Origin of the sequence: Pontibacter sp. E15-1 (genome assembly GCF_022601975.1) — a bacterium.
In the GTDB taxonomy this organism is placed as follows: Bacteria; Bacteroidota; Bacteroidia; order Cytophagales; family Hymenobacteraceae; genus Pontibacter.
Window position 1 is genome coordinate 59,518 of sequence record NZ_JAKVIR010000022.1, and the last position, 16,159, is coordinate 75,676.

Annotated in this window: 9 protein-coding genes; 3 read left to right on the forward strand and 6 right to left on the reverse strand. The window is 51.4% G+C overall.

Going from position 1 to position 16,159, the window contains the following annotated elements; translation table 11 throughout:
* Positions 1–127 precede the first annotated feature (127 nt).
* Together MKJ04_RS15800 and MKJ04_RS15805 are read left to right on the forward strand one after the other, a co-directional pair.
* A complete protein-coding gene (locus MKJ04_RS15800) occupies positions 128–1,471 on the forward strand; it encodes a DUF2254 domain-containing protein (RefSeq protein ID WP_241642620.1) in 1,344 nt (447 codons plus the stop codon).
* Between the two features lie 155 nt (positions 1,472–1,626).
* The gene (locus MKJ04_RS15805; protein ID WP_241642621.1) at positions 1,627–2,460 is read left to right on the forward strand and encodes an ion transporter; all 834 of its coding nucleotides are present in this window, start codon (positions 1,627–1,629) and stop codon (positions 2,458–2,460) included.
* A gap of 199 nt (positions 2,461–2,659) precedes the next feature.
* Here MKJ04_RS15805 and alr read toward each other — a convergent pair whose 3' ends face one another.
* The 5 genes from alr to MKJ04_RS15830 form a co-directional block, all read right to left on the reverse strand.
* Complete coding sequence (gene alr / locus MKJ04_RS15810; RefSeq protein WP_241642622.1) at positions 2,660–3,811, reverse strand: alanine racemase; 1,152 nt, start codon at positions 3,809–3,811, stop codon at positions 2,660–2,662.
* Between the two features lie 6 nt (positions 3,812–3,817).
* Positions 3,818–4,981: an amidohydrolase gene (locus MKJ04_RS15815; protein ID WP_241642623.1), complete on the reverse strand. Its 1,164-nt coding sequence runs from the start codon at positions 4,979–4,981 to the stop codon at positions 3,818–3,820.
* A 250-nt stretch (positions 4,982–5,231) separates the two neighbouring features.
* Complete coding sequence (locus tag MKJ04_RS15820; RefSeq protein WP_241642624.1) at positions 5,232–9,872, reverse strand: PAS domain S-box protein; 4,641 nt, start codon at positions 9,870–9,872, stop codon at positions 5,232–5,234.
* A 110-nt stretch (positions 9,873–9,982) separates the two neighbouring features.
* Positions 9,983–11,341 (reverse strand): sigma-54-dependent transcriptional regulator, encoded by a 1,359-nt coding sequence (locus tag MKJ04_RS15825; protein ID WP_241642625.1) that lies wholly within the window; start codon positions 11,339–11,341, stop codon positions 9,983–9,985.
* Positions 11,342–11,709: 368 nt separating this feature from the next.
* On the reverse strand, positions 11,710–12,537 hold the full coding sequence (locus MKJ04_RS15830; protein ID WP_241642626.1) for a DUF1206 domain-containing protein: 828 nt from the start codon (positions 12,535–12,537) through the stop codon (positions 11,710–11,712).
* A 307-nt stretch (positions 12,538–12,844) separates the two neighbouring features.
* Between MKJ04_RS15830 and MKJ04_RS15835 the strand changes: the two genes are divergently transcribed.
* Positions 12,845–13,435: a DUF4136 domain-containing protein gene (locus MKJ04_RS15835; protein ID WP_241642627.1), complete on the forward strand. Its 591-nt coding sequence runs from the start codon at positions 12,845–12,847 to the stop codon at positions 13,433–13,435.
* A 610-nt stretch (positions 13,436–14,045) separates the two neighbouring features.
* Here the strand turns inward: MKJ04_RS15835 and MKJ04_RS15840 are convergent.
* Positions 14,046–16,043 (reverse strand): cation:proton antiporter, encoded by a 1,998-nt coding sequence (locus MKJ04_RS15840; RefSeq protein ID WP_241642628.1) that lies wholly within the window; start codon positions 16,041–16,043, stop codon positions 14,046–14,048.
* Between the last annotated feature and the right edge of the window lie 116 nt (positions 16,044–16,159).

The following is a 16,159-nucleotide window of genomic DNA, read 5'->3' on the forward strand; positions in this document are numbered from 1 at the left end:
GATGTTTGGCCAATGAATTAATCCGCCTGATTTAGGGATCCCGCACCTATGGAACCTATACGCTTGTATCGGAGTACATGAGCAATAGCAGCCCCAGGAAACAAAAGCTATAACCATACTGCCATTTATGAACATCCTTCTAAGCCGGCTAAAGTTTGCCTACAAATACATCATCAACAGCATCGGCTTTTATCCTACCATCATCTCTTTATTCTTTTTCGGGCTTGCCCTGTGGATGTTATACCTGGAGGCCAATGGCCTGAGTGACCGATTTAAGGATGACTTGCCATTTATGATCATCACAAACCATGAGACTGCCCGGCTCATCCTTAGCTCGATTACTACCGGCATTATCTCGCTCACGGTATTTTCCTTCACTATGGTCATGCTGGTTCTGAATCAGGCAGCAGCCAATTTTACGCCCCGCGTCATACCTGGCCTGATCTCCTACAAATCGAACCAACGGGTGCTCGGTCTTTATTTGGGTACACTCATTTATACTCTGGTCGTTATGGTGAATGTGCGGGCGGAGTATTACAGCATCTCCTTGCCTGGCTTTGCCGTTTTTCTGGCCATGTGCCTGACCATCGTCTGCCTGGGCTTTTTTGTCTACTTCATCCATTCTATCTCGCAGTCTATCCAGATCGAGAGTATACTTGAGAGCATTTACCATGTCACACACACCGGGCTGTCTGCCGAGATAGCACGAGACAGAGGCCCCGGGGTTCCGAATGTGTTCACGCATGCTGAAAACTGGCATGTGCTGGAGAGCCCTACGACCGGCTATCTGCAAAGCCTGGATGAGGAAGCTGTGCTGAATATATGCCGCGACTACGACGTAGTGCTGAAGTTTGAGCAGCCCCTCGGGAGCTTCCTGATTGAGGGCGTCCCTTTTGCGCGCGTAAACAAACAGCATGACCATGTGGAGGAGTTTACTGAGAAATTCTTCAGTCATGTAAATTTCTACAGGGAAGAGCGCCCGGACGCCAATTACCTATTCGGTTTCAAGCACATCACCGAAAGTGCTGTCAAGGCCCTGAGCCCTGGCATCAATGACCCCGGGACTGCCATCAAATCCATCGACTACCTGACTGACCTCTTTGCGCTTCGCATGCAGCTCACAGACGAGAAGGTGCTTTACGATAAGGACAATGCTGCCCGCATCAGTTTCGAGCATGAGACGTTTGAGACGCTCTACACGATGTGTCTGAGCCCCATTCGGCTGTATGGTAAGGAAAGCAGCGTGATTATCCTGCGGCTGCTCTATCTGCTCCGTAGCCTTCTGTTTAAAGTGGATGCCTACCCGCATCTGAAACCGGTGCTTTACAGCCAAGGCTCAGACGTGCTGTTTGACGCCGACCAGGTTATACGTAACCCCGGAGACAGGAAGAGGATAAACCTGACGGTGCAGGAGCTTAATAAGCTGAATGTGTTGGATAAAGCGCTCCCGCTTTTGCAGGTCCGTGCTTGAGGCGTCGGGCTTCCATGTTGAGGCACGGCCCCTTGGAGGGACCGTCCTTAACGCGTAAGGAACAGCCCTTATTCCGTCTTTGGCATGAGGATACATTGCAATAGCGGTGCGATTTTTGTATACTGAGGCCTGTAAGCATCCCTTTAAGCTACCCCATGACTCCCCGAACCCGAGACTCAATCCGGAAACGGCTTTACAAGACTATCTTTGAGGCCGAAACGCCCGCGGGGAAATTATTTGATGTGGTGCTGCTAGTCCTGATCCTGGGTAGCGTGCTCATCGTTAGCCTTGAAAGCATCCCGGAGCTCAACCAGCGCTACTACAGCACCTTCCGGGTGATAGAATGGACATTCACTATAATTTTTACTGTGGAGTACTTCCTGCGAATCTATGTTACACCCAAGCCCATTAAGTATGCCTTCTCGTTCTTTGGGGTTGTAGACCTGCTTTCGATTGTTCCCACTTACCTGAGCCTGATTCTGGTGGGCAGCCATTACTTGTTGATCGTGCGGGTGCTGCGTTTGCTCCGGGTAGCGCGAATTTTCAAGCTGACACGGTTTATCAACGAGGGGCAGGTGCTGTCGCGGGCACTGCGCGCAAGCGTCACCAAAATCACTGTGTTTATCGGCGTGGTTCTGACCGTCATCGTGATTGTGGGCTCCCTGATGTATATTATCGAAGGGGCTGAAAACGGATTCACGAGCATCCCCAAAAGCATCTACTGGACCATTGTGACCCTGACGACGGTGGGCTATGGCGATATTGCCCCAGCCACCCCGCTGGGCCAGATTCTGGCGAGTTTCCTCATGATCATGGGGTATGGCATTATCGCAGTGCCCACGGGTATTGTGTCGGTGGAAATGGCTCGCTCCGACCGGGAAGTCGCAGCTACGCTTACCTGCCCTAACTGCCATCAGGAGGGGCACCAGGTCGAGGCGTATTTCTGCTACAACTGCGGCTATGAGTTTGATAAAGGCAACAAGGTATGAGCAGCTAGGCTGGGCAACTATAGTATACAGGACTTTCGCATTTAATCGAAACACGGACACGGAGCGAAAGCAGTCTGTAGCCTGCCGTGTCATGTATTCTCACCAACAACGGCTTTTATGCCTCATTTCTAATTCTTAATTTCTAATTTTTAATCTGGCAAAGCACGGCGTTCTATCTCAAGGCCATACCTATCCGCGATCAAGGGACAACGCATCGGGGGATGTTGAGCGGAAGCCGCGTGAGTAACTCGTAGTTTAGTTGCGTGCTGAGTTCCGCGAAGGAGGCAACCGTGATGCTGTGCTCGCCTTGCTTGCCGAGAAGCACCACCTCGTCGCCTTGCTGCACCTGCGGTATGTCTGTCACGTCTACCATCATGCCATTCATGTTCACCATCCCGACGACGCCCACTTTATGACCCCGGATGAGTACCTGGCCCTGGTTGCTGAGCGAGCGGCTATACCCCCAGGCATAGCCAACAGGCACTACTGCCAAGAGCATGTCGCGAGGGGCATTATAGGAGGTGCCGTAGCCTACATAGTCTCCCTGGGCTACATGCTTCAGGCTCATAATACTGCTTTTCCAGTTAATCAGGCGGCTTAGAGGGTCCGGTATGTGGGGCTCACGGCTCATGTACGAACTGTATGTTTCGGGGCTTGGCCAGAAACCATACTGCATTATCCCGACGCGCACCATGTCGAGGTGCGTTTGTGGGTACTGCATCATGGCGGCAGAGCAGGCAGTATGGAGTTGCTTGGGGCGAAAGCCGTTTTTCAGAAAGCGCTGGCGCATCGCATCAAAACGATCTAGCTGTGTCATCACCCTGTTGTGGTTCTGGTAGCTTTCGGCGCCCGCGAAATGGGTGCACAGCCCCTGCAGCAGCACACTTTGCCCGGCATCGCGCAGCAGTTTTTCCACTTGGTCCAACATCAACGCCTCAAAGCCTGTGCGGTTCATACCCGTTTCCATCTCGATATGCACTTTGGCTGGCATGCCGATGCGCGCCGCGACCCTGGCTGCTTCCGAAAGACGTTGTAAGTCGAAAACAAAAAACTCAATTCCGTTCTTAATCGCCCATTCCAATTCAGGAAAATCCAGATACCCCATGATCATGATCGTGGTGGGCGCAGGCAGTGCCTCCAGCAGGCGTTGGGCCTCATCGGCACTGAAAACGGAGAAATGGTCTATGCCGCAGGCCTGAGCAAGCGGGGCAAAAACCTCGATGCCATGTCCGTAGGCATTGCCCTTAATGACAGAGGATATCCGAACTTCAGGCCCAACTTGCTGTCTGATAAAACTGATGTTCTGTTGAAGTGCTGATTTACTTAATTCTATATAGGATGAGTGATGCATATGTAGTTATGAATTAAGGATGCTTGCCGCGATCTGGTAAAAAAGGACAGCACCAGTAGGTAGTAGCTCGTCCGGGAAATCGAAGTCAGCGTGGTGGAGCTGCGGCTGCGACACACCGGAGCCCAGCCCAAAGAATGCCCCGGGATACCGATGGGTCAGGTGCCCGAAATCCTCCGACCACCTGAAAGGCGTCTCGGCTTCAATAACGGAAAGCCCCAGGGCCAGCCCGGCTTCCTGCACCAACCCGACTGCCTCCGGGTGATTGACAGTGGCCGGAAACTCCTCCACAAAAGTTATCCCGAATTGCAATCCATGCCGTAAGGCGGTCTGCGCAACAACCTGCTCTGCGCGTATCTTAAGTTTTTGTAAATCGGCTGGCAAATAGGAGCGGAGCGTGGCCATGACCGTGCCATGCCCGGGGTTCGTGCCAAAAGCCACCTCGCCGAGTCGGGCATGTATAACTGTGAGCAGGGTCAGGTCTTCGAACTGTGTTTTGTCAGCGATCAGTTTATCAAATGACAAGAGGATCTCGGCCATCGCCAGGCCAGGGTTAAGGCCATTTTCTGGCTCAGCCGCGTGCGATGACTTGCCGGTCAGGGTAATCACCATACCGGTAGAGGCAGCGGCAAACACCCCTTTACGGAGGACCACCTGGTGCAGCGGAAAGCCTGGTAGGTTGTGAAGGGCGAACACATAATCCGGGCGCAGTTCCTTTTCGAAACGCGCATCCTGCAATACGGCCCAGGCACCAGCCCCGGTTTCCTCAGCAGGCTGAAAAAGCAGGATTACTTTTCCGGTTTGCAGTTGCTGCGTATGCAACAGGCTCCCTAAGCCAGCCAAGATAGCCATATGCCCATCGTGCCCACACTTGTGCCCGGTGCCATCCTGTACAGAGGTATAAGAAAAGGTGTTTGTCTCCGCAATCGGCAGCGCGTCTAACTCAGCCCGGAAAAGCACTACGGGTCCCTCAGAAACCTTACCATCAAACACGGCCGCCACGCCAGTGCCCCCCAGACCAGTGTATACCTTGCTTGGATTGTAGGCCTGCAGATAAGAGACGATTCTCTCGGCCGTTTTGAATTCCGCGCCAGAAAGTTCGGGGTATTGATGCAGACTTTGGCGAAGTTGCTTTAAGGCAGGTAAGTCTGTCGGTGAAACAGGTAAGGTCATACAGTATCTTTTAAGCTTTCAGCTCAAGCCAAGATACGAAATTGACATCAGAAGTTTTGAAGCGAGGCGCGGGTAGAGGCAATGTGCAGAACTTTTATACCTGTTGGGCCAGCAGATACAAGCGTGTTTACTGCTGGAAATTCACCAGCAGTATGCTTTATATAAAAGTTTAAATAGATGGGTATAAATTATTGATCAATAGTATATTATGGTATAAATTAGAATGTATAGATTAACGCAGTGTAACAGTTTAATTAACCGTGATATTGGCTTGTAGCTGAAGGATGACTTTCTGCAACACTTCGTCTATCAATAGGATAGCGTCGCCTATACGGTTTAGGTTTATACCCTGTTTGGCATCACTTTCTACTTTTCGGACCACTTCTTTAAGCGTGCTGATTTGCATCGTGTCGATGGTGGATTTCAGTTTGTGTGCTGCGGCGCTCACCCCAGTCCAGTCAGAGGCAGCATGCTTTTGATGAAGGTCCTCGACCGTGAGGGGCACCGTCTGGATAAATAGTTCCTGCGTTCTGTTCAGAAACTGCTGATTTCCCCGGGACATTTTCTGCAATAAACTGAGATCATATAAAGGGCCCTCCTGAGAAGCGTGCGTTCTAGCGGTATCCGTATATGCTAAGGACACGCTTCTGGCTGGTGCCTGCGGGGTGGTTAAGGCTGCAATCTTCATAAAGAGCTTTTCTTCTTCAAAGGGTTTTGAGATATAATCGTTCATACCGGCCCCAATATATTTTTCGGCGTCTCCTTTCAGGGCATTTGCCGTGAGGGCAATGATTGGCACATTGGCTTTTGCCTTATCTTCTAGCTTCCGGATTTGCATGGTGGCATCGATGCCGCTCAGTTCGGGCATCTGAATATCCATCAGGATTATATCGTAGGTGTTTTGCCTGGCCAGTTCTACAGCCTCTACACCGTTTCGGGCAATATCGATGCGGGCTCCCCAGCCTTCCACTATAGATTGGGCCAGAAATATATTGACCTCGTTATCCTCAGCCATTAGTAGGTGTATGTGGCTGAGGCTGGTGAAGTCTATTACTTCTTCTTTAACTTTAGGGGCTGCATCCATTGATTTTAAATAAGTTATGTGTACTTTAAAGGTGCTTCCGTTTTCTTCCTGGCTTTCCACGGTTAAGGTGCCTTGCTGCATCTCTACCAGCGTCTTCGAGATGTTGAGCCCCAGCCCTGTGCCACCATACTTGCGCGTCGTGCTGGAGTATGCCTGGGTGAAACCGTCGAAGATTACATCTATTTTGGAGGCCGGTATCCCGATGCCCGTATCCGACACCGTGATCTCCACTGTCAGGTTTTCAGCTGTTTCGGCAAGCACATGGCACGCCAGCCGTACCGTGCCTTCCTCTGTAAACTTGATGGCATTGTTGAGCAGGTTCAGCAGCACCTGGTTCAGGCGATAGGGGTCGCCCAGCATGATGGCATGAGGCAAGTTTATGGGCTCCAGAACGTAATTTATTTCCTTCTCCTCAGCCTTATATATAAAGGTCTTGTAGGCGGCCCTGATTGATTCTGCCAGGTCAAAGGGGATTTGCTCGATCTCCATTTTGCCAGCCTCTATTTTTGCAATGTCCAGAATATCGTTTATCACCACGAGCAGATTGTCTGCAGACTGCTGTATAATCTGGAGCAGATTCTGCTGTGCACTGTCGAGCGTTGTTTTTTTGAGCAGGCCCGCCATACCCAGTATCCCGTTCATCGGCGTCCTGATCTCGTGGCTCATGTTCGCCAGGAAGTTCTCCTTCACCCGTGCCGATTCTTCCGCTGCCTCTTTCGCCTTCGTCAGTTGCACCTCCGTGCGCATGCGGTCTGTAATGTCCTGGGCAATTGCGATGATATAAGGGGCTGCGCCCGGTTCCTCCACCTTGTAGTTCTGGTAATGCAGGCTACGTTTTTCTTGGTCCTTGTTTTTCACGAAAAGCACACCGTCCACCACGTTTCTATCGCCGAACTTCTGGAGATAGCCTTCCATATAGGGCAGGAAGGAGGAGGAGAAGAAGGAGGATAGGTTTTTGCCCACCATTTTCTCCGTGGTTAACCCCAGCATTTGTAGCAGGTAGGGGTTTACGGACTGAATATTGCCTTCCATATCGTGGGTGCAGATATAGGCCTGGCTGTAGTTGATGAGGTCGCGGTATTTTTTTTCGCTGTGGCGAAGCGCCTCCTCCGATCTTTTTCGGTTGGTGATGTCGCGGGTAGCCGACTGGATTTTCGTCACGTTCCCGGCAGTGTCCAGAATCGGCTTGAGGTTCGTCTCCACCCAAAGCTCATTCCCGTTTTTGTGCAGGAGCCGACACTGCAGCGTCACGTTGGTTTTTTTCTGCATGGCCACCACAAAGCCTTTCTGCCGTACCCTTTCCCGGTCATCCGGATGAATAACCCGGAATGTTTCCATGAACAGCATTTCGATCTGGCTATACCCCAGAATTTCCTCCACCGCCTTAGAGGCATAAATATAGCTCCCGTCCGGGTTGTGGAGGCTTATCAGGTCGCGGGAGTTCTCCGAGAGCAGGCGGTGGAGCTCTTCGCTGTGTTCCAATTGCCTGCTGGCCTGGCGTTGCTCGGTCACGTTGGTGGAAATGCCCAGCACATGCACCTGGCCGTCTGCCGTGACAAGGGGCTTTTTGGTTGTGCTGAACCAAATGATTTCTCCCTGGCTATTCGTGAAGCGCTCCTGCAGCTTGATTTCCTTATTCTCCCGAATTACCTCTCTGTCAGACTCCATATATAGCCTGGACTCTTTTTTATTAGGGTATATATCGGCCGTGTTCAAGCCCTCTATCTCTTCGATTGTGCGCCCAAACAGCTTGGCAAACTCGTGGTTTGCCAGCACGAAGTTGCCCTCCCCGTCCTTCACGTAAATAAGGCTGGGGCTTGAGTCGAGCACGAGTTCAATGAAATCGTTCTTGGCCTTGGTCTCCAGCGCGGCTTTTTTCTCCTCCGTCGTGTCCCTGACAATCACCAGGGCTTCGCTCTCGCTGTACTTGACAAAGCGGCCCTCGTAATAGAGGGTACCCTCGGGCGCATTCAGGTCATACTCTGTTTTCTCGGATATCCCTGTCTCGATGGCGCGCTGCACATGCTGCAGCATGGCAGTGGCTAATCTATAGGGAAAGAGGGACATAATGTTCTTGCCAACAACTTCCTCTTTAGGTATAGGGAGGTATTTCTGGTCCACATTGTTCATCTCAACCAAATGGCCGTCCTTGTCGATGATGAACATGATATCGGGTATGGCCGCCAATATGGCTCTGTTTTTAGCCTCACTGGCAGAGATTATGGTCTGTGCCCGCTTTAGCTCAGTGATATTAAGGCCATGCCCTATCACCAATTTCAAATCCCCAGCCTCATCCAGTACGGGGTTGAGATAACGGATATATGTTCTTTCCTTCCCCTGTCTGTCAATAAGTTTCTCTTCAAACTGTTCGAGTTGCAGGGTTTTCCGGATCCGTTTGAGGCTCTCAAGTCTACTATCCAGGTATCGGTTTTTAAACTGTCGGTATGCGCTATATTCCTCATTCGTTTTGCCAATCAGCCATTTACGCAAAGTGCCGTCGCCTATGGCGGCTGGGTTCAGGAACACGTATTGCAGCTTCTCGTTAAAAACCGCCACATCGGAAGGGATGTTGTTCAGGATCGACTCATAGAACTCCTTCTGGCTAATTAATTCCTGGCTGTGATGCCGGATGGCGGTCACATCCTCGGCAGAACCGATCACCTGCGTAACCGATCCGTTTTGACGGCGTTTGAACACGCTCTCACGGCTGCGCAGAATTTTAATATCTCCGTTTTTGCAGCGGACCTGGTATTCTATCTCCAGTATCTCCCCATCCTGCGCCTGGAGGATGCTGTGTATGTGCCTGTACATTTTTTCCAGATCCTCCGGCAGGACAATGTTGCTGAACACATCACCTTCAAAAGCGACCAGTTCCTCTCGGGAATATCCTAACACCGTATACACCTGCTCGTTGGAGTAGATGTGCTCGCCCGTTTCCAGATCGTTGATATACACCATGCTGGGTATCGTGCGGGCGATGTTATGAGTAAAGTTCCGGGACTCCTGCAGTGCTTCCTCCGTCTGCTTGCGCTCCGTGATATCAGACATATAGATGTTGAAATACCCTTTGTCTGGCAGCGATGTAATGAGGGAGTGGAAATAGCGCCGGGACACATAAAACTCGAAAGAGGCGGTATGCGGAGAGGTGGGAAGGTTAAGTTTCCGGATGTGCATTAGCAGCAACCGGTTAAAGCCAGCCATGCGCTTGGCAGTAACTGAACCGAGGAGTTCAACGCTGGCCCCATTCATATACTGAATTTCGCCGCTGAAACTTATCCGTAACATAGGATGCGGGTACTCTTCCTGCAGCGTCGGTTCAGGTTGCTGCTCCCGCTTCGCGGTTGCATCGCGGTAGAGCCATACCGCTCCCCGGGCCGCTGTTCCCACGGTCACGGGCACACGCTCCCGCTCGATTTTCATGCGCTCCGGAAATTCACCCTCATCCGAGGCGCCGGGCATGTTGGTAACTTCATGGTGCGGCCGGAGATGGCGTAGCAGCGTGCTTTGCTCAAAAAACGACAGAGCCATGCCTGTGTAAAAGGATATGTCTTCCGGAAGATGAAGCAGGCGGTGCAGTTCTTCGTTCAGCAAAAGGATATTGTCTTCCGAGTCGGCCAGCAGGGCTGGGGTTTTCAGGTGAAGCAATAATTTGCCAGTCGCATATGAGGGGATGGCGGAGGCATCCTGAGTGCTTTTGAGGAGCGCCAGTTCCTGACGGTGAGCGTCTACAAGTTCTTCAGCCGCATCACGGGCCTTCCGCACTGCTGCCAGTTCCTGAAGCAACTGTGCTTCCGATCGAGTATCCATAGGGGTGTTTTTATACAAACAGATGACAAATTCTCACAGGCAACGCTTTACCGGGTTCGGAAGCGTCAAAAATCACTGTAGTATCGCAAAAGCGGTAAAACATAGGTGCCTTACTCTGCCTTCAACTCATTGTTCTGAATCATGCGGTAGATCGTCGACTTACCGATATCCAGCTTTTCGGCCACCAACAGCACGTTGTAATTGTATTTGTCAAGGAAAATCTGAATAATCTCTGTGGTATAAGCCTTCAGCGACTTTTCCTTCGCCAGAAAATTCCCATCCCTAGCTTCCACCGTGAAAATGATGTCGTTGTCCTGTATCATCGTCTCGTCTGCCATCACCACCGCCAGCTCCACTATTGCCTTCAACTCGCGCACGTTGCCGGGGAAGGAGTGGGAGAGCAGCTTCTCCTGTGCAGCGGGAGAAAGTGTCTTTTTCTGCAGGCCGTTTTCTTTGCTGAAGCTTTCTATAAACGACTTAGCCAGCACCAGGATATCGCCGCCGCGCTCGCGCAGCGGGGGCAGCTGGATGGGCAGGCCCAGCAAACGGTAATACAGGTCTTCCCGGAATGTGCCTTTTTTCACCTCATCCGCCAGGTTTTTGTGCGTAGCCACAATAATGCGCGCATCCACAGGCACCAGGCTGTTGCCCCCCACGCGGGTAATCTCTTTTTCCTGAAGCACCCGGAGGAGCTTGGCCTGCAGGCTGATGTCCAGTTCCCCGATCTCATCCAGGAAAATGGTGCCTTTGTTAGCTTCCTCAAACTTACCGATCCGCCGCGATACCGCGCCCGTAAAAGCGCCCTTCTCATGGCCGAACAGCTCACTTTCGATCAGTTCGCGCGGAATGGCGGCTACGTTGACGGCCACGTAGGGGGCTTTCTTGCGGGTGCTGTTGTAATGCACAGCCTTGGCCACCAACTCTTTCCCGGTGCCGGTTTCGCCATTGATGGAGACGGTGATGTTGGTTTTTGCCGCCTTGTCCATCATGTTGTACACCCGCTTCATGGCATCGCTGTTCCCGATGATGAAGTTGGTGAAGTCGTACTTTTGCCCGATCTCCTCCCGCAGCTGGTCTATTTCCTTGCGCAGGGAGTCGCTCTCGCAAATTTTGTTCACGGAGTTCCAAAGGCGCTCCGGCGTGTCCTCATCTTTTACGAGGTAATCATACGCCCCCTTTTTCAGGAGGTCGACGGCAGTGGCCACATCCTCCTGGCCCGAAATCACGACGACCTGCGTGTCCGGGCTTTGTTCCTTTATCCGCTTTAAAACCTCAGCGCCGTTTTTGTCGGGCAGCGAATAATCAAGGGTAATGACATTGGGCCGCTGGTACAGGTTGGTGAGGCAATCCTGCGCAGCGTGGAATTTGTGGATTTCATAATCCGGGTTCGCGGATAAGTGGTACTCCAGCAATTCGCTATACCAGATATCATCGTCTAATATAAATATTTTAAAAGCAGTATTTTTCATCTCAGTTTGCACATAGCCTTCTCTGGAATGGCGCCAAAGCAAGCAGGAGGCATTCACCCACTGGTTGCGACACGTCCCTGACCAAAGTTAGGGGATGGAATCAAAAATTAACGCTTTAAAAGCTTTAATTTTAAGTAATTATGCCCGATAATTGGAAAAGTGTAAATATATAATGTAAAATATATGTTAAGCCTGAAAACATGTGCTCACGCTTATATCTCCCAACTAAAGAATGAGCATCTTACTTTAGGATTTAACTTCGATTGATATGGGATGGTATACGTAAAATCGGCTGAGACTAAAAAAGGCGGGCCACTGCAGCTATTTTTTCTGCAGTGGCCCGCCTTTGGGTTCGGTTTTGAGGACAGTTATTTATATACCGGTTGGTATTTCGCGCGCATAAACATAAACACGCCATAGCAGATCAGGCCAAGGGCCACAGCCCCCAGCAGGTAGGAGCCGTACGAGGCGTCCTCCAGAAACGCGAACGCGCTGCTACTGCCCCCAGCCTTATTCGGGTTCGACTGCATGGCTGCCTTTAAAAACAAGTAGCCGATTACGAGCCATACCACCCCGCGGGCGATGTAACCCACTTTTCCGGCGCGAATCATTTTGTGCTCGACATCACTTTTGAGCCCGGAGCTGCTAATCGACTTTTTGTATTTCTCGGAGTAGCCAAAGTATATCTGGTGAACGCCGGTAAGCATGGTGCCGACAGCCAGTATACCCACCAGCCACTGGCCAAAGGGTTGCTGCAGCAGTTCCCGCACCAGTGTCTGCCTAGAGTCGCTGTCTCCGCCCCCGTTGCCCAGGGCAAGCTTTGCCGCCACAAAGGCAAGACCGCCATACACAAATCCGCTGAAGGCGTAGCGAAGCCGCTTGGCAATGCCCTTTGCGTCAGATCCCTGGCTGTTGGTATCCTGTAAAGCCTGGATAAAGCGCCAGATAACGTAGCATGCCAGCCCCAACGCGACAACGCCGAGCATCCATTTGCCGAAAGGCTGCTCCAGTATAAAACGGAAAATCCCGGATTTTCCGGCCTCCTTCGTGGATTTGCCACCAAATTCGAACGCCGCCATAAAAGCGATGATCCCTACCAGACAGTATACAACGCCTTTGGCGCTGAGGCCAGCCCTGGCAAAGTTTTTTACCCATTTGGGCGGGGCAGAGGGAATGTGAGTAGAAATGTCAGCCATTGGTTTAAGTTTTGAGGATAATCTCTTTTTTAGTTTCCTCTCATACACGTGTAATTCGTAGTATCGTTGTTATGGCGAATGAAATTGTACTGGTTTCCGGGCATACATTCCTCGAAACTTGCTTTTTATACAGAATCATACGGTAGATCAGGGCTTGTCTCTTTTGCGGAACAATTTGCGATGCAATATGCGCCGTTATACATTTGCAGGGAATTTATACCTAAGTGACTGCCGGAACGCTGAAATGCTGCTGCAGACAGTGATTGGCACATCGCGACAAGGGCTATACCATCTTAAAAACCACACAATGAAAACAACTTTACGCTTACTCAGCCTTGTATTTGGCTTCGTGCTGGCAGGCTTGTCGCTCACCTCCTGCGTGACAACCTCCGCGTCGAAGGGCGCACATTCCATAAAAACGCCATATGCCGCGCCAAAAACTTACAAGACCTATGCCTGGTTCCAGACGGCCCCCGTGGCGCAGCCAAGTTTTGAGAAAGGGTATAGTGCGTCTCTCGACCAAAACGTCGTACGCGCAATCGAGGAAGAATTAGAGAAGCGCGGGTACCGCAAAGCATCACAAAACCCTGATGTGCTGGTGGCCTATGATGTCAGTGTGTCGATGGCAGAGGAAACAGACAAGGCCGCGCAGCCAAGGCCCGGATTCGGGTACAGCTATGGGTATATGGCCGGCTATCGTTACAGCTACGGCCATGCCGACATGCCCGGTTACCGATCCGTCGACCTGTTTAAGGAAGGCACCCTGATCATCGACCTGATCAACCCAAAGTCGAATATGCTACTCTGGCGCGGTTGGGCCGAAGGGGGAATCACGAATTTTAAAGCGGGGTATGGCAAAGTGCAGGGAGTCGTTACGGATGTGATGGGGTCTCTTTAGGCTTTTAGTGTTAATCCCTCATTATACCAATATCCGATTGGTGTTATGTACTGGAGTACTCTTGTATAGTATATACCCCAAACTGCCATAGCCGAAATTCTGTGTTTTTGGAGTCCATAAACCATAGCGCAAGCGTCCGCTTGTGCTGCCGTTGGTAGGCGATGTGCGGCAGGTTAGGCATTAAAAGTCACAAGCGGACGCTTGCGCCATAGAGAGCCTCCCCGTGAGGGGATGGGGCATTTTATTATTACTTCCTGCTGTTACGCCTTGCGTTCTTTTGTCCCCCTTGGGGGTAGGGGCCCTCGACGTAGAAGGGGGCAGGGGGATGATACTCCCTGCGGACAATCAACCTGTAAGACACTTCGGAAGCGGATTTCATCAAGCAAGGTCAGGGAAGGTTCTTTCGGCCGCCTGTCATCCCCCTAACCCCCTTCAAAGGGGGACAAACTTTAAAAGGGTACTTTCACGAACTGTGCAGCTCTCTAGCATAACGTCAGTGAAGGCTCTTGGGAGACTAAATATTAATAGGTATAAGTTACTTAAAACCAATTGATTAAAATAAATTTAATCAAGTAAGTATTTAACTCGATGTAAAGAGTTTTAACCTTTTCTAATCGGCTTTAAGGTAATTATTAAAGCGCATCACCTCACTTGGTTTCCCGACCACATACACGATATCCCCTTGCTCGATATATGTCTGCGGGTTGATGTTGAGCAGCGTATCGCTACCCCGCTTGATGGCCACCACAGTTACTGAAAACCGCTGCCGTATACCCGACTCAAGCAGCGGCTTCCCGATAAACTCTTCATCATTGGTATACACCCGAAGGCTCGCCACCTCCAGGTCAGGAAGATCGAGGTCCAGTGTGGCGGGCATCCCGTTGTTGCGCCCGGCCATACTGCGCAGCATGTCGTAGTTGTCGGAGCGGATCATCTGGGTGAAGCTCTCGATCTCGTCGCGGGGCATCAGGTACTTGTTGAGCACGCGTGTGAAGATCTCGATGGAGGTCTCAAATTCTTCCGGAATCACCTCATCAGCTCCAATTTTGTAATTCTCCTCCATTTCCTGCACAAAGCGCGTGCGCACGATTATATGCACTTTATCTGAAATCTCGCGGATACTGGCGATGATGCGGCGGGTAGCTTCCGGGTCGGATATGGCCACCACTACCACGCGCGCGCGCAGCACATTGATATGCGTCAGGATCATGGAATGAACGGCATCCCCATATACGATTGGCTGACCTAACTTGCGCTCATTCTTCACGGTAACTGCGTTCAGCTCAAGTATCACGTAAGGGATGTTGGCGTGCTTAGCGGCCTTAGCCACGTTGCGTCCGTTGATGCCAAACCCGATGATGATGATATGGTCATCGAGCGGAGGGAGGTCGCCATGCTCATCAGGGTGGGTATGGGTAAAGGGCATCGGCTCCTGGTTCGACGTGAACGGTGCGCCGATTTTCCCTGCAATCTTTTGGTAGTACTCTATTATAAAGGGAGTGATGGCCATCGTCAGCAGCGACACCGACAGAAAGTACTGGTAGGTCTCTTCTGAGAGCAGGCCAAACTCAATCCCCGTCTTCGATAGGATAAAGGCAAACTCGCCCACCTGGAAGATCGACAGGCCCACGAGCAGCGAAATACGCAAGGGGTACTGCAGCATCCGGGCGGCCAGGGTGGCCACCGTACCTTTAATGAGAAAGGTGAGCACCGTGAAGAGAAGGATGATGGGGAAGTGCTGCAGCAGGAAACTGAAGTCCAGCAGCATTCCGATCGACACAAAGAAAAAGCTCGTGAAAATCTCCCGGAAGGGGAGGATGTTGCTGGTCGCCTGGTGGCTGTACTCTGACTCTGAAATGATAAGCCCGGCCAGGAAAGCACCCAAGGCCAGTGACAGGCCCAAACTGGAGGTAAGCCAGGCCACGGCAAAACAGATCACCACAACGCACAGGATGAAAAGCTCTTTGCTTTTTGTTTTGGCCACAGCGTAGAGCAACATCGGCACCAGGTAGCGCGCGCTGATTAGCACGAACACAATCACGAAAACACCCTTCAGACCCATCCACAGCAAGGCGGTGCCAATGTCTTCTGAGCCTCCGGCCATGAGCGGGGTCACCAGCATCATCGGCACCACGATAATATCCTGAAAAATCAGCACCCCCAATACCACGCGGCCCTGCGGGGAATTAATGTCGCCTTTGTCCTGAAGCAGTTTCAGCACGATGGCCGTACTGCTCAGGGCAATCAGGAAACCCATGAAGATGCTCTCGCTGTTACTAAAATCCAGGAGGAGCATGACAACCCATACCAACCCGATCGTGGCCATTACCTGCACAGTGCCCCCCAGCAACACGGTCCGCTTGATCATGGCAAGGCTTCGGAGCGAGAATTCCATACCGATGATAAACAGCAGCAGGATGACGCCGACCTCCGCCAGAATCTCGATGTCGTGGGTGGCGTTGATGAGGCTCAGCCCATGCGGCCCCGCGATAACGCCTGTGGCGAGAAACCCCAGGATGGTCGGGAACCGGAAACGCTGGAACAGCAGAATTACAACTACAGCCAGCCCTAAGATGATGACGATGTCTGAGAGTAAAGGTATTTCCATGTTCTGATTTTGTATGACCGATTAATTGAATCGCTGAAATTTTAATTCAGGTAATGAAGCAAGCAGCAGACGAGGCGAAGGCAACATCATGCCGAAACCGAATGAGTTGAAAATTT

Excerpts from the sequence above, each read along its gene's own strand:
- MKJ04_RS15830 (WP_241642626.1), bottom strand. The coding sequence starts at position 12,537 with ATGGCTGACATTTCTACTCACATTCCCTCTGCCCCGCCCAAATGGGTA.
- MKJ04_RS15820 (WP_241642624.1), bottom strand. The coding sequence starts at position 9,872 with ATGGATACTCGATCGGAAGCACAGTTGCTTCAGGAACTGGCAGCAGTG.
- MKJ04_RS15800 (WP_241642620.1), top strand. The coding sequence starts at position 128 with ATGAACATCCTTCTAAGCCGGCTAAAGTTTGCCTACAAATACATCATC.
- alr (WP_241642622.1), bottom strand. The coding sequence starts at position 3,811 with ATGCATCACTCATCCTATATAGAATTAAGTAAATCAGCACTTCAACAG.
- MKJ04_RS15815 (WP_241642623.1), bottom strand. The coding sequence starts at position 4,981 with ATGACCTTACCTGTTTCACCGACAGACTTACCTGCCTTAAAGCAACTT.
- MKJ04_RS15840 (WP_241642628.1), bottom strand. The coding sequence starts at position 16,043 with ATGGAAATACCTTTACTCTCAGACATCGTCATCATCTTAGGGCTGGCT.
- MKJ04_RS15835 (WP_241642627.1), top strand. The coding sequence starts at position 12,845 with ATGAAAACAACTTTACGCTTACTCAGCCTTGTATTTGGCTTCGTGCTG.
- MKJ04_RS15805 (WP_241642621.1), top strand. The coding sequence starts at position 1,627 with ATGACTCCCCGAACCCGAGACTCAATCCGGAAACGGCTTTACAAGACT.
- MKJ04_RS15825 (WP_241642625.1), bottom strand. The coding sequence starts at position 11,341 with ATGAAAAATACTGCTTTTAAAATATTTATATTAGACGATGATATCTGG.